Origin of the sequence: Verminephrobacter eiseniae EF01-2, from assembly GCF_000015565.1 — a bacterium.
GTDB classification, from domain to species: domain Bacteria; phylum Pseudomonadota; class Gammaproteobacteria; order Burkholderiales; family Burkholderiaceae_C; genus Acidovorax; species Acidovorax eiseniae.
In genome coordinates this window covers 1873204-1898034 of sequence record NC_008786.1, presented here as the reverse complement: position 1 = coordinate 1898034, position 24831 = coordinate 1873204, and the positions used below count along the sequence as shown (strand labels likewise).

Below are 24831 nucleotides of genomic sequence, written 5' to 3'. Positions count from 1 at the left end.
GTCACCCATGGACCGCCGCATGATGAGCAAACCGTGCCGGGCAGGCGCACCCGGACAAAGCGGGCCAAGGCAGCGCAAACGCCCACCCCCAAGCCGCGCCACTTATCTGACCTCGATCTTGCTGCCCATCGCCCTGGGCAGCCACTGCATGGCCCTGGGCACCGAAGCCCTGCCCGCACCCAAAACAGTCGCTCTGGCCAACACCCCCTTGCATGCAGCGCCGCCGGCAGACAAACCCGCCTTGCTGCTTGCGCTATCGGTGGAGTTTCCGACAGTCGGAGCGCAATACACCTCGCAAAACGCCACCGACGACACATACAGCCCGGACAAAGAGTACCTGGGTTACTACGATGCACAAAGCTGCTACGCATACAACGACGCCCGCGCAAAAGCCGACAAACGATTCGAACGCACCGGGCCGGCAACCAAGCGCCGCTGCGCCAACGCATTCAGCGGCAACTTCCTGAACTGGGCCTCCGGCTCTGCCATCGACATGCTTCGCCTGGCACTCTCGGGCGGAGACCGCCATATCGACACCCCAGCACTGACCGTCTTGCAGCGCGCGATGCTGCCCGGCGACGGCAACCCCCAGTGCATGTGGAACCACCCAGACTACTTTCCGGCAAAACACCTGCGGGCGCATGGTGGCAGCTACCATGGCGCACTGCCCCTGCCCATGATCCATGCTGCCGGCTTGCGGGACATTCATGTGGCCAACATGCTCGATCGCATCTACTTCAGGGCCGCGCCAACCACCGCAGCCGGGCCCACCGGCTCCTGCGATGACACCTCGGCCTATGACCTGGTGGGCACTCCGGCGCTCAATTCCGACGGCTACTTCTACGCGCGCGTGCGCGTCTGCGATGCCGACGCCTCGGGCAAACTCCAGGACCACCGCGACTACCCACTGTGCCAGCAGTATCCCGGCGGCAACTACAAACCCACCGGCGTGATCCAGAAATACAGCGACCAACTGCGCCTGGCAGCATTTGGCTACCTGCTGGACAACGACGACGAGCATCGTCGCTATGGCGGCGTCATGCGCGCCCCGATGAAATACGTGGGCACGAAAACCTACGACATCAACGGCCAGATCTCCGGCAGCAACGCGCATGCCGAGTGGGACAAGGACACCGGCGTGTTCATCGCCAACCCGGGGCCTATACCGGGGTCTACACCGGGGTCCATGCCCGGCACGCCCGCCATCAGCGGGGTCATCAACTATCTGAACAAGTTTGGCCGCACCGGCGCTGTGCCTGGCCTGTACAAGGAATTGGACCCCGTCGGCGAACTGCATTACGAGGCGCTGCGGTATTTGCAGGGACTTGCGCCAGACCCCCGTGCCATCGCAGGCGTTCCTGCCAATGGCGCCCTGGCCGATGGCTATCCGGTCTACACGCAGTGGGACGACCCGTATGGCGCCGGGCGCACGAATGCCAGTGATTACTCGTGCGTCAAAAGCCACATCCTGCTGGTCGGGGACATACACACGCATGAACACCATGCCCTGCCCGGCCCCGACGCAGCGCGCAACATTCCCGACATCGATCACTGGCGCGAGGCCATCAAGCGCTTCGAGAGCGCCAGCGGCAACCCCCATACCGGGCACTGGACATTCACCAAACCGATCATCGGCCTGGCGTATTGGGCCAGAACGAACGACATTCGCGGCGCCGGCTGGAGCGCGCAACCGGACAAACAGCGCCCGGGCCTGCGGGTCAAGACCTGGGCTTTCGATGTCAATGAGGCAGGGCTGCAAAGCGATGCGGCCACCCGCCGCACCCGCAACCAGTTCTTCATGGCCGCCAAATATGGCGGCTTCGAGACCGCTCTGGCGCGTCCCGGCCCGCATGATGCCAACGTCCATCCGTTCAGGGACCGGCACGGCCAGTTCATCGATGATGTCTGGCAAAAACCCGAGCAGCCCGGCGAAGCCAGCGCCTACCATTTCCTCGACCCGGCAGGCCCGGCGCCCGCGCGCGGCCTGCTCAGCGCTTTCGACCGGATTTTCTACCGCGCATCGATGGGCATGCGCAGTGCGGCCGGTGCGCGCCTGAACACGGGCAGCCAGCTCAGCCAGGGCTCGGTCATGTATTCGGCCCGGTTCGACACCGGCGATTGGAGTGGCGATGTCGTGGCCGAGCCGATCGGCCACAATGCCAGCCAGGCGCTGGAGATTCTGCCGCCCCTTTGGCGGGCGGCGCAGCAACTCGACCGGATGCCGCCCGCGCGCCGCAATATCCATGTGGGCAGGCCAGGGCGCCACCCGGTCCCGGTGGCGAGCAGGTTCACCCGGGATGACATCGACCTCCGATCGCTGGCGCTGCACTTTGGCGGCGCGGCCGGCGCCGACCGGATCGCTTACCTGCGTGGCGATCGCAGCAAGGAGGGGGCGCCGTTTCGGCTGCGCAGTTCCCTGCTGGGGGATATCGTGAACTCCAATATTTCGTATTCCGGCCCGCCGTCGAACGTATTCCCCGGCGCCGGGTATGCGGACTTTCGCAGACAGTACGGCGCGCGCACGCCGGCCGTGTTCGTCGGCGCCAATGACGGCATGCTCCATGCGTTCAATGCGAACACGGGCGATGAGCTGTTTGCCTATATTCCCAGTTGGCTCGTGCCCAGACTGTCCGCGCTGACGGAGCCGGGCTTTCGCAACCATCACCAGAGCTATGTGGATGCCCCCTCGGTGGTGGCCCAGGCCTGGGTGGGCCCTGGCAATTCCAGTGCCCGCGATTGGAAAACGGTGCTGGTCTCGGGCACCGGCGCCGGTGGCGCCGGTGTGTTTGCGCTGGATGTGTCGGACCCGGCGCGTTTCGATTCCAGCCACGTGATGTGGGAATTCACGCGCGCCGATGACCCGGACATGGGTCAGGTGCTCGGTTCACCCCGGATCATGAAGATCAGGACCAACGCGCCGATGCGCAATGGCCGCCGCCAGGCTGCCGTGTATCGCTGGTTTGCCGTGGTGGGCAGCGGTGTGAACAACCATGTGCCCGATGACAACCAGCCGCAGCCCGGCTCGGGCCGCCCGGCGCTGTTTTTGTTGGCGCTGGACAAGCCTGCCGGTCAGGCCTGGCTCCCGGGGCACAATTACTTCAAGGTGTCCCTGCCCACCGATCCCGGTTTGGCGCGCACCGTTGCCCCGGGTTTGGCCAATTTCAGCGCCCTGTACGGTATCCAGGGCGAGGTGACGGATATCTATGTGGGCGACCTGCATGGCAAGCTCTGGCGGCTGCAGTTCGCGGGCAAGGGGACGGACAAGTGGAGCATGAATGGGTTGTCGTTTTTCGACCAGGGTACGGCGGCCAGTCCTGCGCCCTATCCGCTGTATAGCGCGCGCTCCGATGACGGGCAGGTGCAGCCGCTCTTTGCGGCGCCTGCCGTTTTTGTCGGCCCGGTCGTCGGGGGGGTGGAGACGTTCTACGTGGTGGTGGGCACCGGCAAGTATCTGGAGGTGCCCGACGGTGCGTCAACGTTCGGGCAGTCGGTGTATGTCATTTATGACAATGGCTCGACGCGCGCCGATGCGAGTCCGGCGGTCAGCGCCATTGCGGGCCGCGGGCGTCTTCAGCAGGGGGTTGTCGATACGGGCAATCGGTCCGTGTCGGTGCGCGCTTTCCGCTGGGGGCGTCCCCGTTCCGACGCGGATGTCGCCACGCGCGCCGGTTGGTTCTTTGATTTGCCTGTCTCCGGCGAGCGCATCGACCAGGCGGCGCTGGATTTGGGCGATCTGTCGGCGCTCGTGCAGTCGAAGATTCCTCCGGCCAGGGGCTCCGGCGCTTGCTCGAATGCCTTGGGCGGTGGTCATCGGTACTATCTGATCATTGGCAATGCCAAGGCAGGTTATGTCTCTTCCACCCAGGGTTTCCTCGGGCCGGCGGTTGTGGTGTCCAGTGACCAGGCCCGGGTGACGGCGGCCGATAGCACGGGCCGGCGCCAGCGTGAAGTCCTCAGGTTTGCGGTTCCACCAACGCACGGTGGTGCAGGCGCCGGCAGCGGCTCGGCTCTTGCGCCCGCTCGCGATACCGTTGGCCGGCTGAGCTGGCAGCGTATCTTCAACTATCAGGAGTTGAAGGGTAAGGTGGACAAGTCTTCCGCTGCTTCGCCGTAACTTCGCCGTAGAGCGATGGCCCCTTGCTCGCTGCTCGCTGCACGGGTTGCTTGGCGCTGACATGGCCCATCGTGACTAGTGTCGCGTCACCGATCATCTGTCGGTCTGCGCTGGCCATCGAAGCGCATCGCGGCGTTGCATCGCTTGCCAATACGCTCGGTATTGGCCGCGCTATGCGCCTTGCGCTGCGCTCCGATGGCTGCGTGCAGCCTACGACATCTGATCGGTGACGCGACACTAGCCGCAGTCGCCGTGAGCAGGCCCACGCCTGAAATTTTCATCATGCGCTTGGCTTCATTGCACCAGCCGCTGCCGACCTCTGAGCAGTCATTGCAGAACTTGGGATACCCGCTGTCTGGTGGCTATACAGCCCGCGCCAATGTTGCAACTGTGTAGCTGATGGCACGCCGTCGGTGGCAAATGCTCTGATATTATTTTCACCCTGCCGCTGGCGCAGACGCTCCCTCCATCCCCATCCCCATCTCCTTCCAAGAGGATTGATTGCAATGACCAAGAGCTTTAAACACTGGGGCGCCACGCTGGCGCTGCTGACCACTGCCCTGTGCATTGCCGTGGGCGCGCATGCTGCAGAATCCAAGGTGCTCAACATCTACAACTGGTCGGACTACATCGCCGACGACACCATCAAGAACTTCGAGAAAGAGTACGGCATCAAGGTCCGCTACGACAACTTCGACAACAACGAAATCCTGCACGCCAAACTGGTCGCCGGCAAGACCGGTTATGACATCGTCGTGCCCGGCTCCCACTTTGCCAAGACCCAGATCGAGGCCGGTCTGCTGCAAAAACTCGACAAGAGCAAGCTGAGCAACTGGGGCAATCTGGACAAAGGGCTGCTGGAGCAGTTGAACAAGCTCGACCCCGGCAACGAATACCTGGTGGACTGGCTGTGGGGCTATGTCACGGTGGGCATCAACGTGAACAAAGTCAAGAAGGCGCTGGGCGACATGCCGATGCCGGACAACGCCTGGGACCTGCTGTTTGACGTGAAGTACGTGAACAAGCTCAAGAGTTGCGGTGTCAGCGTGTTGGACTCGGCTTCCGAAGTGCTCCCGATCGCCTTGCTGTACGCCGGCAAGCCCCCCTACAGCAAGGACGCTGCCGATTACGAGGCTGCCGGCAAAGTGCTCAAGGCCATCCGCCCCTACGTCACACGCATCTCGTCGTCGGGCTATATCGAGGAAATGGCCAGTGGCGCCATTTGTCTGGTGATGGGTTACTCGGGCGACATCAACATCGCCCGCAGCCGCGCGGCCGCTGCCAAGACCAAAACGCCCGTCGTGATCGAGGCACTGGTGCCCAAGTCCGGCGCCACCCTGTTCTTTGACACCATGGCCATCCCCAAGGACGCCCAGAATGTGGAAAACGCCCATTTGTTCATCAACTACATCCTGCGTCCCGAAGTGCATGCGTCGCTGACCAACAAAGTGTTCTACGCCAATCCCAACGCAGCCTCGCTGAAGTTCGTGACAAAGGACGTGGCCGAGAACAAGTCCATCTTCCTGGACAACGAAGCCATCAAGACCATGGTGGCGCCTGATGCGCTGCCGCAAGCCATCCGCAAAGTCCAGACCAGCATATTCACCAACTTCAAGGCAAGACGCTGACCAGGCCCCCTGGCGTCCCGCGCCCCCGCTCGGGCCGGGACTCCACCCCGCAACATGGGCCGTTGCTTATTCCGCTCTCCTATGCCTGTTGCAGCCTTGCAATCTGGCGGGCTTGGGCGAGGTCAGGGTCTTCATCGAGCGCGAGAGGCTGTGCGGGTTGGGGTGTGGATTGGTGTGGTGGACATGTCGCTGCTGGCGCCCACCCTGATCACGCCAGGCGCCCGGTTGTGGACACTCGACAAGCGTCTTCCTCATTGGCCGAGCGCTTCGGCGTAGCCCACCGATGACGCTGTCCTGGCACGATGGCGCCCCCCGCGTTCAATCCACCACCGTCAGCTTGGCCACCGACAGCAGCAGCCATTTGCTGCCGTGGCGCGCAAAATGGACTTGGGCACGCTCATCGGTGCCGCTGCCTTCAAGGGCCAGCACCTTGCCTTCGCCGAACTTGGTGTGAAACACGGCAATGCCGGCGGCAAGACCATGCGCGGGCGCGCCCTTGCGCGGCGGCACCGGCAGATGGGCAAAGACCCCTGATTCAGCACCTGCGGATTTGAAACCGAATGACTGCCTGGCACTGGAAGAATATGCACTGCCTGCTCCTGAATGAGAAGCAAGCGCGGCAAAGGACTGGCGCTTGGGTGTGAGCCACTTGAGCGCCGCCTCAGGCAGTTCGTCGAAGAAACGGCTCCTGATGTTGTAGCGGGTCTGGCCATGCAACATGCGCGTTTGCGAATGGCTCAGATACAGGCGCCGGCGCGCGCGGGTGATGGCCACGTACATCAGGCGACGCTCTTCCTCCAGAGTGTCGCGCTCGCTGGCCGCGTTCTCGTGCGGGAACAGGCCCTCTTCCATGCCGCCGATGAACACACCATCAAACTCCAGCCCCTTGCTGGCGTGTACGGTCATCAGTTGCACGGCGTTCTGTCCGGCCTGGGCCTGGTTGTCGCCCGCCTCCAGTGCGGCATGGGTCAGGAAGGCGGCCAGCGGCGACAGGGTTTCGCCGGTGTCGGCGTCCACGATGCCGGGCATCGGTGGCTTGGGCGGTGCAGCGCCGCCATGCTCATCCAGCGGCAAGGCCACGGCATCGCGGCCAAAGCCCTCTTGCGTGACGAAGCTCTCCGCTGCATTGATCAGTTCCTGCAAGTTCTCGATGCGGTCGGCGCCTTCCTTTTCGGTGCAAAAGTGCGCCACCAGTCGCGTGGATTCGAGCATCTGCTCGATGATGCTGCGCAGATTCAGCCCCCGTGTCTGCGCGCGCAGGCCATCGACCAGCGCCACGAATGCGCCCAGGTTGATGCCCGCCTTGCCGGGCACGGCGCTCACGCCGTCGTACAGTGAGCAGCCGGCGGCGCGGGCTGCATCTTGCAGCACCTCGATGCTGCGCGCACCAATGCCGCGCGGCGGAAAGTTCACCACGCGCGCAAAGCTGGTGTCGTCCTGCGGGTTCTCCAGCAGGCGCAGATAGGCCAGCGCATGCTTGATTTCGGCACGCTCGAAAAAGCGCAGACCACCGTACACGCGGTAAGGCACGCCGGCATTGAACAGCGCCGATTCGATCACCCGGCTTTGCGCATTGCTGCGGTACAGCACGGCGATCTCCCGGTGCTCGAAGCCGTCGCTGCGCAGCAGTTGTTTGATCTCGTCGACCATCCACTGCGCCTCGGCCAGATCGGAGCTCGCCTCGTACACCCGCACCGGCTCGCCGGGGCCTTGCGTGGTGCGCAGGTTCTTGCCCAGGCGGCTGCTGTTGTGGCTGATCAGCGCGTTGGCCGAGTCCAGGATATGGCTGTAGCTGCGGTAGTTCTGTTCGAGCTTGATCTGCTGCTGCACGCCGAACTCGCGCACGAAGTCGGCCATGTTGCCCACGCGCGCACCGCGAAAGGCGTAGATGCTCTGGTCATCGTCGCCCACGGCCAGCACGCTGCCGTGCGCCTGGTAGCGCCCGTCCACGACATTGCCTGCCAACTGCTTGAGCCAGGCGTATTGCAGTTGGTTGGTGTCTTGGAACTCGTCGACCAGGATATGGGCAAAGCGGCGCTGGTAATGCGCACGCAGGTGATCGTTGTCACGCAACAGTTCGTAGCTGCGCAGCATCAGCTCGCCAAAATCGACAACGCCCTCGCGCTGGCATTGCTCTTCGTAGAGTTGGTAAATCTCGATCTTCTTGCGGGTGTTGCTGTCCTGGCCCTGCACATCGTTCGGGCGCAGGCCCTGCTCCTTGCAGTTGGCGATGAAGTGCGCCAAATCCTTGGGCGCAAAGCGCTCGTCATCAACGTTGTGTTGCTTGCACAGGCGCTTGACGGCGGCAAGCTGGTCTTGCGTGTCCAGAATCTGAAAGGTCTGCGGCAGGCCCGCAGCCTGATGGTGCGCACGCAGCAGGCGGTTGCACAGACCGTGGAAGGTGCCGATCCACATGCCGCGCACATGCACCGGCAGCATCGCCGACAGGCGCGCCACCATTTCCTTGGCGGCCTTGTTGGTAAAGGTCACGGCCAGGATACTGCCGGGCCTGGCATGGCCGTTTTGCAGCAGCCAGGCGATGCGCGTGGTGAGCACCCGCGTCTTGCCCGACCCCGCCCCCGCCAAGATCAGCGCATGGCCGGCCGGCAGCGTCACGGCGGCGAGTTGCTCGGGGTTCAGATGGACCAGAAGGGGGGATGCGGCCGATGGGGCATCCGGGAGCGGGTCTTGTGGGAACATGCAGCCATTGTAGAAAGCACCCGGCGCAACCGGGATCGTTTTGCAGCGCGCGCCCACTCGATGGAGCTTGGAATCCGATGGAAATCTTCGACTACGACAACGTCCTTTTGCTGCCGCGCAAATGCCGCGTGCGCAGCCGCTCGGAATGCGACACCAGCGTGCGGCTGGGCGAGCGCTCGTTTCGCATCCCCGTGGTGCCGGCCAACATGAAAACCGTGGTGGACGAAAAAATCTGCGCCTGGATGGCCCAGAACGGCTACTTCTACGTGATGCACCGGTTCGACCTGGACAATGTCCGGTTCGTCCGGGACATGCAGGCCCGGGGCTGCTACGCCTCGATATCGCTGGGCGTGCAACCACCCGACCATGACACCGTGGAGCAGTTGGCAGCACAGCGCATCACACCCGAATACATCACCATCGACATCGCCCACGGCCATGCCGACAGCGTGCAGGAGATGATCAACCGGATCAAGACCCGGCTCCCCCGGGCCTTCGTGATTGCCGGCAACGTGGCCACGCCCGAGGCCGTGATCGACCTGGAAAACTGGGGCGCCGACGCCACCAAGGTGGGCGTGGGCCCGGGCAAGGTCTGCATCACCCGGCTCAAGACCGGCTTTGGCACCGGCGGCTGGCAGTTGTCGGCGCTCAAATGGTGCGCCCGCGTGGCGACCCGGCCCATCATTGCCGACGGCGGCATCCGCAGCCATGGCGACATTGCCAAAAGCATCCGCTTCGGGGCCAGCATGGTGATGGTCGGCGCGCTGCTGGCCGGCCATGAAGAATCGCCCGGCCAAACCGTCGAAGAAGGCAGCGAGCGGTTCAAGGAATACTACGGCTCTGCCAGCCCTTTCAACAAAGGCGAGTACAAACATGTCGAGGGCCGGCGCATCCTGGAACCGATCAAAGGCCCGCTGGCCCATACGCTGGTGGAGATGGAGCAGGACCTGCAAAGCTCGATCAGCTATGCCGGTGGCAAGAAGCTGATGGACATCCGCAAGGTGAACTACGTGATCCTGGGCGGCGACAACGCGGTGTTGATGTGAGAAGCCGCCCCGAGTCGCCTGCAACGGCTCCCCCTCCGGGGCCTGCGGTTTACCCACAACTCCGCGCCGCAGGCCAGCTCAGGCTTGAAGGGGGTTGTAAGCGGTGTCGGACGATGTTGGCTTTGTATGGTGACAGTTCACGAGCGAGTTCAACCGATATTTTCCATTAGAAAATCTCAAGGCGAAAAACGGGAGAAAATCGCGCAGGCAAAGCAAAGGTTGTTGCCGCATCCCACAAGCAAATTTCATCTGTTCTCCGGCACTCAAATCGCGATTGCCTGGATTCAGTAAGGAATGCCCTGAATCTCAATGTTTTCAATGACTTGCGCTAATGGTTTTCATTGGGAATCGGGGCTAATGGGAAATCCCGGATGAAAGCGCCTATTCCAAACCCAGGCCCCGGGCTACAAGGTCTGTGGCGGCGGGTGATTTACGTCACGCTGTATGAACTGATCGCCATTGTGGTGGTCACGGTCGGGCTGGCTTGGCTGACGGGGCAGAGCGCGGGGCACTCGGGCGTGGTGGCAGTGGCGACTTCGGCGATTGCCGTGCTGTGGAACCTGTTGTTCAACTGGGCGTTCGAGTACTGGGAGTCGCGCCAGACCGTGCGCGGGCGCAATGTGCGACGGCGCATCGCACATGCCGTGGGTTTTGAGGGTGGCTTGGTGGTGCTTCTGGTGCCGCTACTGGCTTGGTGGTTTGGCATAAGCCTGTGGCAGGCGTTCGTGATGGACTTGGCGCTGGCCATCTTCTTTCTGGGCTACACCTTTGTTTTCAACTGGATGTTCGATCAGCTTTTCGGCCTGCCCGCATCGGCAGCGCGGACATCGGCAACACCAGTGTCTGCGGCCCGGCCTGGCAAGCCGGGCCGCAGACACTGACTGGCGACGGCGGCAGCAACCCTGTGGGTTTGCATCCCTTGCTTCTCGAAGCGATGCTCCAAGTGCTTGTTCACCGTGCGGTGGTGGTCCGCGCCCGGGATGCACGACATATGGCGCGCGGTGGCTCGTTCACCCCAGGCGATATGGAGCAGTCATGGCAATGTCATTCAGACTGCGCGGACATGCCGTCCTTGGCAGCCACTTTCGGGACCGGCCGCGCGCATGTAGAGCGAAGCCCGTCGATGTGCTCATTGAGGCTTGGATCGACGGAACGCCACATCGGATCCAGGATGAAATCAATGCCTTCGCGCCGCGCCAGCTTGGCCGCAGGAACGAAGTCGGCATCGCCGGCGACGAGAACGATCTGGTCAACCTGTCGCTTGAAGGCCAGTGACGCAATGTCGATCCCGATGCGCATGTCCACCCCTTTCTGGCGGACATTGGGCAGCAAGTCCCCTTCGGTCAGTTCCTCGAACTTGCGTTTCTTCTTGAGCAGGTCCTGGATGGCCGACGGCACCAGCGTCCACGGCGTATCCCCGGAAAGATGCCCCATGCGCAGGGCGAGCTTGCGCTTGCAACGCAGGCGTCCATGCAGTTCCGTGCGGAAGCGGGCCTCGTCGGTTTTCGAGAAATCGACGACCTTGCCGGTCAGGGGGTTGTGCAACTTCTTGAGCAGCGGGGGACAGTCGTAGAAAAAGATGCGATACAACTCGTGCTCCCGCCGTTTTCCTCGTGCGCTGCCTTCCCGCATGTGCAGCATGGCCCACCGCCAAGCCAAATCGGCCGCGCGCATCGCATCGTGCGCGCGCTCCGGGAAAATGGCACGAAAGCGTTTGACAAAGTAGCCGCCATCGATGAGTACAGCGGTGGGCACGATTCCTCCGGAAACGAAAACGCCCCAAGTTTTGGCACATCCAGGATGATTGGAGGCTTACTTCAAGGGGCGGGATACGCGCATTGTACTGCAAAATTCGCGGAGCCGAAATTCGGCACCAAATTCGGCACTGAATTTTGCCAAGCCGCTGGCTCCCACTTCAACGGGCAGGCGCCACAGGCGATTCTGGGGGTACACATCAACCCAAGCGCTTGACCAGGCTCGATGTATCCCAGCGGCGACCACCCATCTTCTGCACATCGGCATAGAACTGGTCGACCAGCGCCGTCACTGGCAAGCGCGAGCCGTTGCGCCGGGCTTCGTCGAACACCAGGCCCAGGTCTTTGCGCATCCAGTCGACCGCAAAGCCGAAGTCGAACTTGCCCTCCAGCATGGTCTGGCCGCGGTTGTCCAGTTGCCAGCTTTGTGCTGCGCCTTTGCCGATCACTGACAGCACCTGCTGCATGTCGAGACCGGCATTCTGGCCAAAGGCTATGGCCTCGGACAGGGCTTGCACCAGACCGGCGATGCAGATCTGGTTGACCATCTTGGCCAGTTGTCCTGAACCACTGGCACCCAGCAGCGTGCAGGCGCGCGCGAATGCCATGGCCACGGGCCGGGCCGCGTCGAAGGCTGCGGCATCGCCGCCGCACATCACGGTCAACAGGCCGTTTTGTGCGCCGGCCTGGCCACCGGAGACCGGGGCATCGACAAAGTGCAGGCCCAGGGCCAGGGCTGCGGCGTGCAGTTGCCGCGCCACTTGCGCCGATGCCGTGGTGTGGTCGACGAAGATGGCGCCAGGCGCCATGCCGGCAAAGGCGCCATCGGCACCGAGTGTGACGCTGCGCAGGTCGTCGTCGTTGCCCACGCAGCAGAACACCAACTCTGCGCCGGCTGCGGCTTCGCGCGGGCTGGCGGCATGTTTTGGACCATTGGTGCAGGCATATTCTTCGCACCATGCTGTCGATTTTGCGCTGGTGCGGTTGTAGACGGTGACCTGATGGCCGGCCAGCGCGAGGTGCGCGGCCATCGGATAGCCCATCACGCCCAGCCCCAGGAAGGCTGTCTTGCGCGCAGGGGCGGCGTCGTAGTGGCGCGGGTTGGTGCTTGGCATGGTTCAAACGATCCCTAAATGCTCGGTGCCAGCGGCCAGGTCGGGCGACTTGGCGCGTTGGCTGTTGAGTTTGATTTGCAGGCGCAGGTCATTGACCGAATCGGCGTTGCGCAGCGCGTCTTCGTAGCTGATCGCGTAGGCATCGTAGGCGTCGAACAGTGCCTGGTCGAAGGTCTGCATGCCCAGGTTGCGGCTCTTTTTCATGATTTCTTTGATCTCCGAGACTTCGCCCTTGAAGATCAGGTCGGAGATCAGCGGCGTGTTGAGCAGCACCTCGACCGCAGCGATGCGGCCCCTGCCGTCCTGTTTCGGGATCAGGCGCTGCGATATCAGGGCGCGCAGGTTCAGTGACAGGTCCATCAGCATCTGGATGCGGGAATCTTCGGGGAAGAAGTGGATGATCCGGTCGAGTGCCTGGTTGGCGCTGTTGGCGTGCAGCGTGGCCAGGCACAGATGGCCGGTTTCGGAGAAGGTGATCGCGTGCGCCATGGTTTCGCGGTCGCGGATCTCGCCCATCAGGACCACGTCGGGGGCTTGGCGCAGCGCGTTTTTGAGCGCAAGTTCCCAACTGTCGGTGTCCAGACCCACTTCGCGCTGCGTCACCACGCAGTTCTTGTGCGAGTGCACGAATTCGACCGGGTCTTCCACCGTGACGATGTGGCCGAACGAGTTTTCGTTGCGCCAGTCGACGAGCGCTGCCAGCGTAGTGGTCTTGCCCGAGCCGGTGGCGCCCACCAGGATGCACAGGCCGCGCTTGTGCATGGACACTTCCTTGAGCACCTGCGGCAGTTTCAGGCTGTCGATGGTCGGCGGCGTCAGCGGAATCGTGCGCAGCACCATGCCGACCTTGCCCTGCTGTATGAAGGTGTTGACCCGAAAGCGGCCGATGCCGGCGGGCGAGATGGCGAAGTTGCATTCTTTGGTGCGCTCGAAGTCGGACACCTGTTTGTCGCTCATGATGGCGCGGGCCAGCGTCTGCGTGTGGCTCGGGGACAGCGGCTGGGGCGAGACCTTGGTCACCTTGCCATCGACCTTGATGGCCGGCGGAAATTCTGCGGTGATGAACAAGTCGCTGCCGTTGCGGCTGACCATCAGCCGCAACAGGTCATTGATGAATTTGCTGGCCTGGTCGCGGTCCATCAGAGTTTCCTCCCGGGTGATCTGTCTATCGGGCGATTATGGGGCCTGTGCCAGGGGGCGGCGTGGCGCTGGAAGATGCGAATCCGGGGCACCATTTTTTCACGCATGGGCCGCGCGGCAACGCGCATGTCGTGCCCGGCTAGCAGGTTCAGCCAAGATCGCGGCTCGATGTGTCGAAAAACGGGCCAGGCCGCAGCGCCGCAGACGGACAAGCATCCCGGCAGCAAAGCAAGCGCGCCGCCCGTGCCGGCATTTTCTTTCAGCGCGGAACCTGTCAGGCAGCATGTTTGCAGCGGGATCTTTGTCCCGGCATGGTCCGGGTTGAAAAATACCCTGAGCGCATCACTCTTGGTTGTCGCTCAGGTTGGCACTGACCGCGCGCAGGCGCAGCGATAGCTTGCGGGCCAGCAGCGTGACCAGGCTGGCGGCCAACTGCGGCTCCTCGTTCATCATCTCGTCCATGCCCTCGGCGCTGAGCACGGCGACTTCGCAAGGGGTGAGTGTGGCGCAGGCCGAAAAACGGCTGCCGCTGTCGAGCAGCGACATTTCGCCGAGCATGTCCCCGGGCTGGGCCTCGGCCAAGCGCCGTTGCTTGCCCCAAGGCTGTATGCGGTCGATGGCCATGGTGCCGGTGAGCACCACCACCAGGAAGTTGCCGTATTCATCCTGCCGGATCACATCGCGGTGGGCGGCAATGGTGGCAAATTCAAAAAAGCGCTCTACGCGCGCCAAGGCGCCTTTGTCCAACTGCGCCATGTACTTGTCTTTGGCCCACAGGTGGCGTAGCAGCTTGCCGCCCCGGTGCGCGGACAGGCGCTGCGCGCCCACTTCGACGGCCCGCGCTTCCCAGGGCACCAGCATCTCGTCGTCCACGCCCTGGTGTGCGAACGCGGAGGCGAACAGCATGGAGTCAGTGTGGTGGGGGCTGGCCGGTTGGGTCTTGCGGGGCTTGGTTCTCAGAAGGCTCAAGATGCCTTTCATCGCTCGCTCCGGTATGCGGCGCATTGGAATGCCGCATGGTTTCTGGGGTCATGGGTGGGATGGGTTTGTACAAGGGCATGGTGTCGTGTCAGCCGGGGAAGTTTTCGGGAATCTTGGCTTTGCTGCGCGCTTCGGCTGGGGTGATGATTTTGCTCTTTACCAGGTCGGTCAGGTTCTGATCCAGGGTTTGCATGCCCACGCTGTTGCCGGTCTGTATCGCCGAGTACATCTGCGGCACCTTGGCCTCGCGGATCAGGTTGCGGATGGCGCTGGTGCCGAGCATGATTTCATGCGCCGCCACGCGGCCCGCGCCGTCGCGCGTCTTGCACAGGGTTTGCGAGATCACGGCCTGCAGCGATTCGGACAGCATGGCGCGGATCATTTCTTTTTCTTCGGACGGGAACACGTCGATGATCCGGTCTATGGTCTTGGCGGCGCTGGAGGTGTGCAGCGTGCCGAATACCAAGTGGCCGGTTTCAGCGGCCGTCATCGCCAGGCGGATGGTTTCCAGATCACGCATTTCGCCGACCAGGATGGCGTCGGGGTCTTCGCGCAAGGCCGATTTGAGCGCGGCGGAGAACGACAGCGTCATCGGGCCTACTTCGCGCTGGTTGATCAGGCATTTCTTGGACTCGTGCACGAATTCGATCGGGTCTTCCACCGTCAGGATATGGCCGTACTCGGTTTCGTTCAGGAAATTGACCATGGCCGCCAGCGTGGTCGACTTGCCCGAGCCGGTGGGGCCGGTCACCAGCACCAGCCCGCGCGGCTTGAGCGCCAGGTCGGCGAAGATCCTCGGGGCGTTGAGTTGCTCGAGCGTCAGGATTTTGCTCGGAATCGTGCGGAACACGGCGGCCACGCCGCGGTTCTGGGTGAAGGCGTTGACGCGAAAGCGCGCCAAGCCTTCGATTTCAAACGAGAAGTCGATCTCCAGAAATTCCTCATAGATTTTGCGTTGGGAGTCGCTCATGATGTCGTACACCATGGAATGCACCGCCTTGTGGTCGAGCGCATCGATGTTGATGCGCCGCACGTCGCCATGGACCCGGATCATCGGCGGCAGACCAGCAGAAAGGTGCAAATCCGACGCCTTGTTCTTGACGCCGAATGCGAGCAATTGGGTAATGTCCACGGAATCCCTCCATCGTTGCGGGTGATTGTGCTGACTGTCTGGTTTGGTACGCTCGGGACTGACCATTATGACAACGATTGCTACCAACCTCCAGCAGGTCGCGGACCGGATGACCCGAGCCTGCATGGCCGCCGGGCGCGCACCGGCCAGCGTCGGCCTGCTGGCCGTTGCCAAGACCTTCAACGCCGACGCGGTGGCGCAGGCGGTGGCGGCTGGCCAGCGCGCCTTTGGCGAAAACTACATCCAAGAGGGCGTGGACAAGATCCTCGCCCTGCGCGCGGCCTTGCCCGATGCAGCGCTGCAATGGCATTGCATCGGCCCGGTGCAGAGCAACAAGACGCGGCTCGTGGCCGAGCATTTCGACTGGGTGCACAGCGTCGATCGACTCAAGATCGCGCAGCGCCTGTCGGCCCAGCGCCCCGCGCATCTGCCGCCTCTGCAACTGTGCATTCAGGTGAACCTCGACGGGGGCGCCACCAAGTCGGGCGTGACAGCGGGGCAACTGCCGGGGTTGCTGCGCGCCATCGCGCAACTGCCACGGCTGCGGCTGCGCGGGCTGATGAGCATCCCCGACCCGGCTCCTGACTTTCAAGCGCAAAAGGCGATTCATGCCAGCGTCAAGCGGCTGTTTGACCAGATATGCGCCAGCGCGGTACCGGGTCTGGAGGACTTCGACACCCTGTCCCTGGGCATGACCGCCGATCTGGAGGCCGCGATCTGGGCCGGCAGCACCCTGGTGCGCGTGGGTAGTGGCATCTTCGGCGACCGGCCTGGCCCGCTGCGCTGATCAGCCCGGCAGCGCAAACCGCTCCACACAGTCCAGCGTCGCAGCCACATCGGATGGGCTCACGTCCAGATGCGTCACCCAGCGCAGCCGCGTCTGGCCGCCGTACAGGCTGCTGGTCACGCGCACTCCGTTGTCTGCCAGCCAGGCGCTGAAGGCTGGCGCCACATCGGGGTGCAGGTCGGTGAACAGGATGTTGGTCTGCCAGGGCTGCACGCTGATGCGGCCTTGCAGCACCGGGTGGCTGCGGCCCGCCGCGCTCAGGCCCCGGGCGAGTTGGTCCAGGTTGGCATGGTCTTCGGCCAGCCGCCGCACATGGTGCTGTAGCGCGTAGTGGCCGGCGGACGCCAATATGCCGGCCTGCCGCATGCCGCCGCCCAGAATCTTGCGGGTACGGCGCGCCTGGCGGATGAAGTCGCGCCGGCCCAGCACCAGCGAGCCTACCGGCGCCCCCAGGCCCTTGCTCAGGCACAGCGAGACCGAGTCGAAATGGCTGCACAGGCTGCGCGCCTGGGCATAGACATCGGTGCCGCTGCGCTGCGCATCGGCAATGGCGGCGTTGAACATGCGCGCGCCGTCCAGGTGCAGCGCCAGTCCGTGCTGGCGGGTCAGTCGGGCCACCTCGGCCAGGTAGGCCGGCGGCAGCACCTTGCCGCCGGTGGTGTTCTCCAGCACCACCAGGCGGGTGCGCGCAAAGTGCGCGTCGTCGGGTTTGATCGCGGCGGCGATGTCGGCGATGCGCAGCGTGCCGTCGGGCTGGTTTTCCAGCGGCTGGGGTTGTATCGAGCCCAGCACCGCCATGCCCCCGGCCTCCCAGCGGTAGGTGTGCCAGTTTTGCCCGACGATGGCTTCGTCGCCCCGCTGGCAGTGCCCCCATAGCGCGATCAGGTTGGTTTGCGTGCCCGAGGGTGCGAACAGCGCGGCCTCGAAGCCCAGCACCTCGGCCGCATGTTCTTGCAGCGCGTTCACCGAAGGGTCGTCGGCATAGGCATCGTCGCCCAGCGGGGCCTGGAACATGGCTGCGCGCATCGCCGGCGTGGGTTGGGTCACGGTGTCGCTGCGAAAGTCGGGCATGGGGCGCTCTCCTGGGTCAAGTCGTCAAAGTCGTCAATAGGCCGCTTATGGTAGCGGCGGCCACGCGCGATGCCGGCCATGGGGGAAAGCCAATGGGGGAGAAAGAACTGTGCCTGCCGGCGATCAGGCGCGCTCGGGGGCAATCGATCAGGGTCGGGCCATCTTGCACTGCGTGCCCTGCGCCAATTCGTTGCCGGTGTAGGCCATGTCGGTGCGAAAGCCGTAGTTCGTGCCCTCCCAGCCGGCTTTGACGGCCTTGCCGTCCACCGGCGCAATGGTGTTGACCACCTGGGGCAGCAGCAGTTGATGGTCTTCGCCGCGCATGCGCACCGGGCCGATGACGGAATCGAGCGTCAGGTCTTCCAGCGCCCGGGCGATCTTCAGCGGGTCGGTGGACTGGGCCTTGTCGATGGCGGCGGCCAGAAAGCGCGGCGTCATCTCGATGCGGGGCGCCAGAAAATCCTTGCCGGTCTTGGCTTTGTAGGCCCGGGCCAGCGCGTCGACCCGGGGCGTTTCGGCCTGGCCAGGGTGCCATTCTGCGACCCAGGTCAACTGCCCCAGCCGGGCCTGCGATACGGCCAGCACCGTGCCCGGCATGGCCCCGGCGCTGTGGTTGAAGTAGCGCAGATGGTAGCCCGCGTCGCCCGCCGCCTTGAGCAGCAGCACCAGGTCTTGGCCCCAGTTGCCGGTGATCACCGTGTCGGCTGCGCTGCTTTTGACCCTGGCCAGGTAGGGCGCGAAGTCCTTGACGCGGCCAAGCGGGTGCATGGTTTCGCCGACGAATTGGATGTCGGGCCGCGCCAGGCCCACCATCTCGCGCCCGTAATGCGCCCATTGCCGGCCATGCGCGTAGTCCTGGTTGAGCAGGTAGACGCGGCTGATGTCGGGCTGCTTTTTCATGTAGTTGGCGATGGCCTTCATCTTCATCGCCGTGTTGGCCTCGAACTGGAAATGCCAGAAGTTGCAGGTCTTGCCCGTCAGGTCGGGGTCGATCGAGGAGTGGTTGAGCACGATCACCTCTTTGCCCGGGTTGCGCTGGTTGTGGCGCGCCGCCGCCTGCACCAGCGCCGTGACCACCGACGAGCCCGAGCCGCCGGTGACGATGGCGCGCGCGCCTTGGTCGATGGCCGCTTGCAAGGCGCTTTGGCTCTCCTGGGCCGAGAGCCTGCTGTCGAACAGCAGCAGTTGCAGCCGCTGGCCCTTGAGCACGCCGCCTTTGGCGTTGATGTCTTCGACGGCGTACTGGGTGTGCGTGAGCATCAACTCGCCGACACTGGCAAACGGGCCGGTGAGCGGGTCGATATAGGCGATCTTGAATGGCTCCTGCGCGCCGGCGGGGGTACTGAACGATAAGGCGAACGACAAGGCGGCCGGGACGGCCAAGGCGGCCAGCCGGGCGAGCAAGGTGGTTTGCATGGTGCGCTCCTTTTATCTGTGGGGGCCTCGTCATTGCGTCGCGCGGCGGCGCTTGCGGCGCAGCCCGAGCACGCGCCAGGCCAGATGCGCCAGTTCCTGCACCAACGCCTCTGGCGCCAGGCGCCCATCGGGGCGGTACCAGTGGTAGAGAAAGCCCGGCAGGCTGCAGGCCGCCAGCGCAGTGACCTTGGTGTCGTTGAACTCGAACATGCCGTCGCGCCGCCCCTCATCGAGCAGGGCGCAGAGCCGGTCGTAGAAATGGTTGGCCAGCCGCTTTTGCATGGCGATGTATTCCGGGCGGTAGGCCTGCGGATCGCGGTACACGAAGAACGCGGCCGGGTGCTGCTCCAGCGTGGTGCGGATCAGGCGCTCCAGGCCCTCGGTCACCTTCAGATGCGCGGGGCGCAGGTCGTCGGCGGCGAAGTCCATGCTCGTGAAGCAGGCCACGGCAGGGGCCCAGGACAGGGTCTCGAAAATCTCCTGCTTGCTGCGAAAGTAATAGTAGACGAAGGGCTTGGTCACCCCCAACCGCCGCGCGATCTGCTCGATGGTGGTGCTGGCGTAGCCCTGTGCGTCGAACAGCGCCTCGGCGGCGCGCAATATGCGTTCGCGCTTGTCATCAGCGTCTGCGGCCCGGCGGCGGGCGGCAGGCGGTTGTCCTGCGTGCGACCCCTTGCCCTTGGGCGATCCTTTGTGTGACCGACGATTCATACCCATGGGTGGCCATGTTCTACCCGTCGGTATATATTGGCAAGTAGCTGGCGGGTGGATGCGCCTATCGCAAACCCTGACAGGCCACCGGGAACCAGCGGATCCAGGAGACAACCGATGCCCGAGACCACAGCGCAGCGACCGCTGCACGAACAGTTGCGCCGCAACGCGCGCCAGACGCCCGATCGCGTCGCCTGCCTCTGGTACGGCCAGCCCATCACCTGGGCTGAACTCGATGCCGCCAGCGACGCCTTTGCCGCACGCCTGCAGGCCCTGGGGGTGCAGCGCGGCGAGCCGGTGGCGCTGTTCATGAACAACTGCCCGCAGTACCTGATGGCGCATTACGGCATACAAAAGATCGGCGCCATCTGCTGCCCCTGCGGCCCGCTGAACAAGGAGCATGAACTGGCCTACCAACTGTCGGACCTGCAAGCCCGCGTGATCGTCGCTGCCGATCTGCTGCTGCCCGTGATCGACAAGGTGCGCGCGCAGACGGCGCTGGCGCATGTCTTTGTCGTGCGCTACGGCGATTGGCTGCCCGACATGCCCACCATCGATGTGCCCGACGAACTACAGGCCCTGCGTGCCGCCGCCGCGCCCGTGCCGGCGGGCTGCGAGGATTTTCTGGCCCTGGTGCGCGCTGGCGGCACACCGGCACCGGTGCGCATCGCCATGGACGACGTGGCCCTGATGACCTACACCTCGGGCAGCACCGGCCTGCCCAAGGGCGCGATGCTGACCTATGAAAACGCCCGCTTCAAGACCGCTGCCGCCGCCGACTGCAACGCTGCGCGCAGCGACGATGTGCTGCTGGCCGTGGCGCCGCTGTACCACATTGCCGGCATGGTGATGGGCGTGAACCTGCCGGTTCACACCGGCGCCACGGCAGTGCTGCTGTACCGCTTCGACCCGCTGGGCGTTGCGCAGGCGCTGGAGCGCTACCGCGTGAGCTGGTGGTACAGCATTGCGCCGATGAACAGCGCCCTGATGCGCCTGCCCGGCGCCCGCGCGATGGACTGGAGCGCGCTGCGCATCAACCCGGTGACCAGTTTCGGCATTACCTTCACCGAGCAGTTGGCGCAGCAATGGCAGCGCTTCGCCCCCCGCTGCGCAGCGTTCGAGGCCGGCTACGGCCTGTCTGAAACGCACACCATCGATGTCTGCATGCCGCCGGAGGCGATCCGCTGGGGCGCGCATGGCAAGCCGGTGGCGGGCAACCGCATCCGCATCATCGACCCCGACACCGGCGCACCACTGCCCGTGGGGGCCGCAGGCGAGATCACGATCCATGGGCCAGGCAACTTCAAGGGCTACTGGAACCGGCCCGAGGCCACGGCGCAGACGCTCAGGAACGGCTGGGTGCACACCGGCGACATGGGCCGGATCGACGCCGACGGCTACCTGACCTTCATCGGCCGCTTCAAGGAGATGATCAAGGTCTCGGGCTACAGCGTGTTCCCCGAGGAGGTCGAAACCCTGCTCATCCGCCACCCCGCCGTGGCGCAGGCCGCCGTGATCGGCGTGCCCGACGAGCACAAGGGCGAGGTCGTGCGCGCCTTCATCGTCCTGCGTGCCGGCCAAGCGCCGGACGCCGCCGAACTGCTGGCCTGGGCGCGCGACAACATGGCGCCGTACAAAGTCCCGCGCGAGCTGCGCTTCATCGACGCGCTGCCCAGCACCGGCGCCGGCAAGGTGCTGCGCCGCTTGCTGCGCGACCTGGCCTGAGCGCCCCCGGCGGTCGACATGCAACGGCCGCCGGCGCAGTAGCAACACAAGCGCTGACAGCCATTGAAAACATAGCAACCCGAAACCAAACCAAACCATGCCATCCCAACCCCTGTTCGCCCGGGTCCTGGTCGCCAACCGCGGCGAGATCGCGCTGCGCATCGTGCGCGCGCTGCACGACCTGGGCCTGGCCAGCGTTGCGGTGTACGCCGCCGACGATGCCGCCAGCCCGCATGTGGCTGCGGCCGACCAGGCCGTGGCGCTGGACGCCACCGGCGCGGCGGCCTACCTCGACGCGGCGCGCCTGATTGCCATCGCCAGGGCGCAGGGGTGCGACGGCCTGCACCCCGGCTACGGCTTTCTGAGCGAACGCGCCGACTTCGCCCGGGCCTGCGCCGCCGCCGGGTTGCGCTTCATCGGCCCGACACCGGAACAACTGGCCTTGCTCGGCGACAAGGGCCAGGCGCGGGCGCTGGCGCTGCGCTGCGGCGTGCCGCTGCTGCCCGGCACGCAAGCTGCGGTCACACTCGAACAGGCCCAGGCTTTCTGGCAAGCGCAGTGCGCAGACGGCAACGGCGGGGCCGGCATCGTGCTCAAGGCACTGGGCGGCGGCGGCGGGCGCGGCATGCGCGCGGTGCAGAGCGCCGACGAACTGCCGGCCGCATACGCGCGCTGCCGCAGCGAGGCGCTGGCGGCCTTCGGGGTCGATGGCCTGTATGTCGAACGGCTGATGGGCAACGCGCGCCACATCGAGGTGCAGGTGCTGGGCGACGGCCGCGAGGTGATGGCGCTGGGCGAGCGCGAATGCACCGTGCAGCGGCGCTTTCAGAAACTGGTGGAAATCGCGCCCAGCCCCACGCTGCCCGCTGCGCTGCGCGCGCGCATCAGCGCAGCGGCGCTGACCATGGCGCGCGAGTTGGCCTACGAGGGCCTGGGCACCTTTGAATTTCTGGTCGACCAGAGCCACGGCACCAGCCCCTATGTCTTCATCGAGGCCAACCCGCGCCTGCAGGTCGAGCACACCATCACCGAAGCCGTCACCGGTCTGGACCTGGTGCAAACACAATTGGCACTGGCGGCGGGCCAGAGCCTGCGCGCACTGGGCCTGAACCCCGAGGCGCCGCCAGCCGTGCAAGGCTATGCGATCCAATGGCGCATCAACGCCGAAACACTGGACGCGCAGGGCAGCGCCATGCCCGGCAGCGGCCGGCTCACGCGCTTCGACCTGCCCGCCGGCCCCGGCATCCGGGTGGACACGCATGGCGTGGCTGGCGCCGCGCCCTCGCCGCATTACGACACATTGCTGGCCAAGCTCATCGTGCACGGCCCCCACTTCGACACGGCACTGCGCCGCTCGCAGCGGGCGCTGGCCGAATGCCGCATCACCGGCCTGGCCAACAACCTGGCCCTGCTGCGGGCGCTGGCCGCCCGGCCCGAGATGCACAGCCAGCAACTGCATACGCGCTGGCTCGAATCGGTGCTGCCGCAACTGCTGGCCGCCACAGAAAATACCGCGCAGCAAGCAGATGAAACCAGCCCCGGCGACCCCGGCGGCCAGCGCAGCGCAGCCCCACCGGCCGGCAGCGTGCCGGCCCCGATGGCGGCCCGGCTGGTGCAGCGCAGCGTGGCCGAGGGCGACACCGTGGCCGCAGGCGCCGAACTGGCCGTGCTGGAAGCCATGAAAATGGAGCATCTGCTGCTGGCCCCACATGCCGGCCAGTTGCGCGCATGGCTGGCCGCGCCCGGCGACTACCTGGCGCAGGGCCAGCCGCTGCTGGTGCTCGACGCCGTCGAAGGCGCGGCGCCCACGCTGGCGCAAGCTGCTGCCGAGCAAGACCCCGACCAACTACGCCCCGACCTGCAACAGGTGCTCGAACGCCATGCACTCGCGCTCGACGCCGCCCGCCCCGAAGCCATGGCCCGGCGCCAGGCCCAAGGCGGGCGCAGCGCGCGCCAGAACATCGCCGACCTGTGCGACGCCGGCAGCTTCATCGAATACGGCGCACTGGCGATTGCCGCGCAGACCGGGCGCCGCAGCCTGGAGGACCTGATCGCCAACACCCCCGCCGACGGCATGGTCACCGGCATCGGCAGCATCAACGGCGCCAGCTTTGGCGCCGACCAGGCGCGCGCCGTGGTCATGGCCTATGACGCCACCGTGCTGGCGGGCACGCAGGGCGCGCGCAACCACGCCAAGACCGACCGCATGTTGGGCATAGCGCTGGCGCAGAAACTGCCCGTGGTGCTGTTTGCCGAAGGCGGCGGAGGCCGCCCGGGCGACACCGACATGCCCGTCGTGGCCGGCCTGCATGTGCGCACCTTCGCCAGCTACGCCGCGCTCTCGGGCCAGGTGCCGGTGATCGGCATCGCGGCCGGGCGCTGCTTTGCCGGCAATGCCGCGCTGCTCGGCTGCAGCGACGTGATCATCGCCACGCGCAGCAGCAACATCGGCATGGGCGGCCCGGCCATGGTCGAAGGCGGCGGACTGGGGCGCTTTCGGCCCGAGCAGATCGGCCCCAGCCATGTGCAGCACGCCAACGGCGTGATCGATGTGCTGGTGGACGACGAAGCCGAAGCCGTGCAAGCCGCGCGGCAATACCTGTCATTCTTTCAGGGCCGCCTGGCGCCATGGAGCGCGCCCGAGCAGCGCCTGCTGCGCGCCCTGGTGCCGGAAAACCGGCTGCGCGTCTACGACACCCGCAGCGCCATGAGCACATTGGCAGACCAAGGCAGCCTGCTGCCGCTGCGCACCGGCTTCGGCCCCGGCATCCACACCGCGCTGGCGCGCATCGAAGGCCGGCCCGTGGGCCTGCTGGCCAACAACCCGCTGCACCTGGGCGGCGCCATCGACGCCGACGCCGCCGACAAAGGCGCGCGCTTCATGCAACTGTGCAACGCCCATGGCCTGCCGCTGGTGGGCCTGGTGGACACCCCCGGCTTCATGGTCGGCCCGGACATCGAAGCCACAGCGCAGGTGCGCCATGTCAGCCGCCTGTTCGTCACCGCCGCCGGCCTGCGCGTGCCGTACTTCGGCGTGGTCCTGCGCAAAGGCTATGGCCTGGGCGCGATGGGCATGGCCGCCGGCGGCTTTCACGCCCCGGTATTCACCGTCGCCTGGCCCACCGGCGAGTTCGGCGCCATGGGCCTGGAAGGCGCAGTGCGCCTGGGTTTTCGCAAAGAGCTGCAAGCCCGCCCCGAAGGCCCCGAGCGCGACACCCTGTTCCAGCAACTGCTGGCGCGCCAGTACACCAACGGCGCCGCCATGCACATGGCCAGCACCCTGGAGATCGACGCCGTGATCGACCCCGCCGACACGCGCGCCTGGCTGGCGCGGGGCTTGGCATCGACGCAAGTGGCGCCGTGGGGGCATCGGTTTGTCGATACTTGGTAGGGTCTGAAATCCACCCCCTGGTCGATGCCCGGAAATATTGCCCTGCGTCAGGCAAGAAGGTCGCAAGACCCATGAACCCCCCGCGCTGCGACCCGGTTGCCGGGGGTGCTCAAAACGCAT

General features: G+C 65.2%; 17 protein-coding genes and 1 pseudogene. 8 read left to right on the top strand and 10 right to left on the bottom strand.

Going from position 1 to position 24831, the window contains the following annotated elements; translation table 11 throughout:
* The first annotated feature begins 118 nt into the window (after positions 1-118).
* From VEIS_RS08280 to VEIS_RS08275, 3 genes are all read left to right on the top strand, one after another.
* Positions 119-4114 (top strand): pilus assembly protein, encoded by a 3996-nt coding sequence (locus VEIS_RS08280; RefSeq protein WP_232287880.1) that lies wholly within the window; start codon positions 119-121, stop codon positions 4112-4114.
* A 78-nt stretch (positions 4115-4192) separates the two neighbouring features.
* Positions 4193-4510: a hypothetical protein gene (locus VEIS_RS25835; RefSeq protein WP_011809461.1), complete on the top strand. Its 318-nt coding sequence runs from the start codon at positions 4193-4195 to the stop codon at positions 4508-4510.
* A gap of 110 nt (positions 4511-4620) precedes the next feature.
* A complete protein-coding gene (locus VEIS_RS08275) occupies positions 4621-5742 on the top strand; it encodes an extracellular solute-binding protein (protein ID WP_011809460.1) in 1122 nt (373 codons plus the stop codon).
* Positions 5743-6060: 318 nt separating this feature from the next.
* Here VEIS_RS08275 and VEIS_RS08270 read toward each other — a convergent pair whose 3' ends face one another.
* Positions 6061-8442: a UvrD-helicase domain-containing protein gene (locus tag VEIS_RS08270; RefSeq protein ID WP_011809458.1), complete on the bottom strand. Its 2382-nt coding sequence runs from the start codon at positions 8440-8442 to the stop codon at positions 6061-6063.
* A 77-nt stretch (positions 8443-8519) separates the two neighbouring features.
* On the opposite strand from VEIS_RS08270, the gene VEIS_RS08265 reads away from it, so the two are divergent.
* Together VEIS_RS08265 and VEIS_RS08260 are read left to right on the top strand one after the other, a co-directional pair.
* Positions 8520-9488, top strand: a complete 969-nt coding sequence (locus tag VEIS_RS08265) for a GMP reductase (RefSeq protein WP_011809457.1) — start codon at positions 8520-8522, stop codon at positions 9486-9488.
* A gap of 371 nt (positions 9489-9859) precedes the next feature.
* Complete coding sequence (locus VEIS_RS08260) at positions 9860-10369, top strand: PACE efflux transporter (RefSeq protein ID WP_011809456.1); 510 nt, start codon at positions 9860-9862, stop codon at positions 10367-10369.
* On the opposite strand, the pseudogene VEIS_RS31545 reads toward VEIS_RS08260, so the two are convergent.
* The 6 genes and pseudogenes from VEIS_RS31545 to VEIS_RS08235 all read right to left on the bottom strand — a co-directional run.
* Positions 10345-10449: pseudogene (locus VEIS_RS31545) on the bottom strand (DNA-binding response regulator); the annotation flags it as partial. The gene VEIS_RS08260 and the pseudogene VEIS_RS31545 sit on opposite strands and share 25 nt — an antisense overlap.
* Positions 10450-10532: 83 nt before the next feature.
* Positions 10533-11243, bottom strand: coding sequence for an NYN domain-containing protein (locus tag VEIS_RS08255; RefSeq protein ID WP_011809455.1), 711 nt, complete (start codon positions 11241-11243; stop codon positions 10533-10535).
* 199 nt (positions 11244-11442) lie between these two features.
* A complete protein-coding gene (locus VEIS_RS08250) occupies positions 11443-12357 on the bottom strand; it encodes an NAD(P)-dependent oxidoreductase (protein ID WP_011809454.1) in 915 nt (304 codons plus the stop codon).
* Positions 12358-12360: 3 nt separating this feature from the next.
* Positions 12361-13497, bottom strand: coding sequence for a PilT/PilU family type 4a pilus ATPase (locus VEIS_RS08245; RefSeq protein ID WP_011809453.1), 1137 nt, complete (start codon positions 13495-13497; stop codon positions 12361-12363).
* Between the two features lie 342 nt (positions 13498-13839).
* On the bottom strand, positions 13840-14478 hold the full coding sequence (locus tag VEIS_RS08240; protein WP_011809451.1) for a Crp/Fnr family transcriptional regulator: 639 nt from the start codon (positions 14476-14478) through the stop codon (positions 13840-13842).
* Positions 14479-14566: 88 nt separating this feature from the next.
* Positions 14567-15610 carry a type IV pilus twitching motility protein PilT gene (locus VEIS_RS08235; RefSeq protein WP_011809450.1) on the bottom strand — a complete coding sequence of 348 codons (1044 nt, stop codon included), beginning with the start codon at positions 15608-15610 and terminating at the stop codon, positions 14567-14569.
* Positions 15611-15677: 67 nt separating this feature from the next.
* Here VEIS_RS08235 and VEIS_RS08230 point away from each other — a divergent pair, with 67 nt between their 5' ends.
* Entirely contained in the window at positions 15678-16397 is a 720-nt protein-coding gene (locus VEIS_RS08230; RefSeq protein WP_011809449.1) for a YggS family pyridoxal phosphate-dependent enzyme, read from the top strand.
* Here VEIS_RS08230 and ltaE read toward each other — a convergent pair whose 3' ends face one another.
* The 3 genes from ltaE to VEIS_RS08215 form a co-directional block, all read right to left on the bottom strand.
* Entirely contained in the window at positions 16398-17468 is a 1071-nt protein-coding gene (gene ltaE, locus VEIS_RS08225) for a low-specificity L-threonine aldolase (protein WP_011809448.1), read from the bottom strand.
* 147 nt (positions 17469-17615) lie between these two features.
* Entirely contained in the window at positions 17616-18884 is a 1269-nt protein-coding gene (locus VEIS_RS08220; RefSeq protein WP_011809447.1) for a branched-chain amino acid ABC transporter substrate-binding protein, read from the bottom strand.
* 30 nt (positions 18885-18914) lie between these two features.
* Positions 18915-19601 (bottom strand): TetR/AcrR family transcriptional regulator, encoded by a 687-nt coding sequence (locus VEIS_RS08215; RefSeq protein ID WP_011809446.1) that lies wholly within the window; start codon positions 19599-19601, stop codon positions 18915-18917.
* Positions 19602-19712: 111 nt separating this feature from the next.
* Here VEIS_RS08215 and VEIS_RS08210 point away from each other — a divergent pair, with 111 nt between their 5' ends.
* Complete coding sequence (locus VEIS_RS08210) at positions 19713-21320, top strand: AMP-binding protein (protein ID WP_011809445.1); 1608 nt, start codon at positions 19713-19715, stop codon at positions 21318-21320.
* Positions 21321-21417: 97 nt separating this feature from the next.
* Positions 21418-24711, top strand: a complete 3294-nt coding sequence (locus VEIS_RS08205) for an acetyl-CoA carboxylase family protein (protein WP_011809444.1) — start codon at positions 21418-21420, stop codon at positions 24709-24711.
* The last annotated feature ends 120 nt before the right edge of the window (positions 24712-24831 follow it).

Excerpts from the sequence above, each read along its gene's own strand:
- ltaE (WP_011809448.1), bottom strand. The coding sequence starts at position 17,468 with ATGCCCGACTTTCGCAGCGACACCGTGACCCAACCCACGCCGGCGATG.
- VEIS_RS08230 (WP_011809449.1), top strand. The coding sequence starts at position 15,678 with ATGACAACGATTGCTACCAACCTCCAGCAGGTCGCGGACCGGATGACC.
- VEIS_RS08265 (WP_011809457.1), top strand. The coding sequence starts at position 8,520 with ATGGAAATCTTCGACTACGACAACGTCCTTTTGCTGCCGCGCAAATGC.
- VEIS_RS08245 (WP_011809453.1), bottom strand. The coding sequence starts at position 13,497 with ATGGACCGCGACCAGGCCAGCAAATTCATCAATGACCTGTTGCGGCTG.
- VEIS_RS08250 (WP_011809454.1), bottom strand. The coding sequence starts at position 12,357 with ATGCCAAGCACCAACCCGCGCCACTACGACGCCGCCCCTGCGCGCAAG.
- VEIS_RS08260 (WP_011809456.1), top strand. The coding sequence starts at position 9,860 with ATGAAAGCGCCTATTCCAAACCCAGGCCCCGGGCTACAAGGTCTGTGG.
- VEIS_RS08270 (WP_011809458.1), bottom strand. The coding sequence starts at position 8,442 with ATGTTCCCACAAGACCCGCTCCCGGATGCCCCATCGGCCGCATCCCCC.
- VEIS_RS08205 (WP_011809444.1), top strand. The coding sequence starts at position 21,418 with ATGCCATCCCAACCCCTGTTCGCCCGGGTCCTGGTCGCCAACCGCGGC.
- VEIS_RS08210 (WP_011809445.1), top strand. The coding sequence starts at position 19,713 with ATGCCCGAGACCACAGCGCAGCGACCGCTGCACGAACAGTTGCGCCGC.
- VEIS_RS08220 (WP_011809447.1), bottom strand. The coding sequence starts at position 18,884 with ATGCAAACCACCTTGCTCGCCCGGCTGGCCGCCTTGGCCGTCCCGGCC.
- VEIS_RS08240 (WP_011809451.1), bottom strand. The coding sequence starts at position 14,478 with ATGAAAGGCATCTTGAGCCTTCTGAGAACCAAGCCCCGCAAGACCCAA.
- VEIS_RS08215 (WP_011809446.1), bottom strand. The coding sequence starts at position 19,601 with ATGGGTATGAATCGTCGGTCACACAAAGGATCGCCCAAGGGCAAGGGG.
- VEIS_RS08275 (WP_011809460.1), top strand. The coding sequence starts at position 4,621 with ATGACCAAGAGCTTTAAACACTGGGGCGCCACGCTGGCGCTGCTGACC.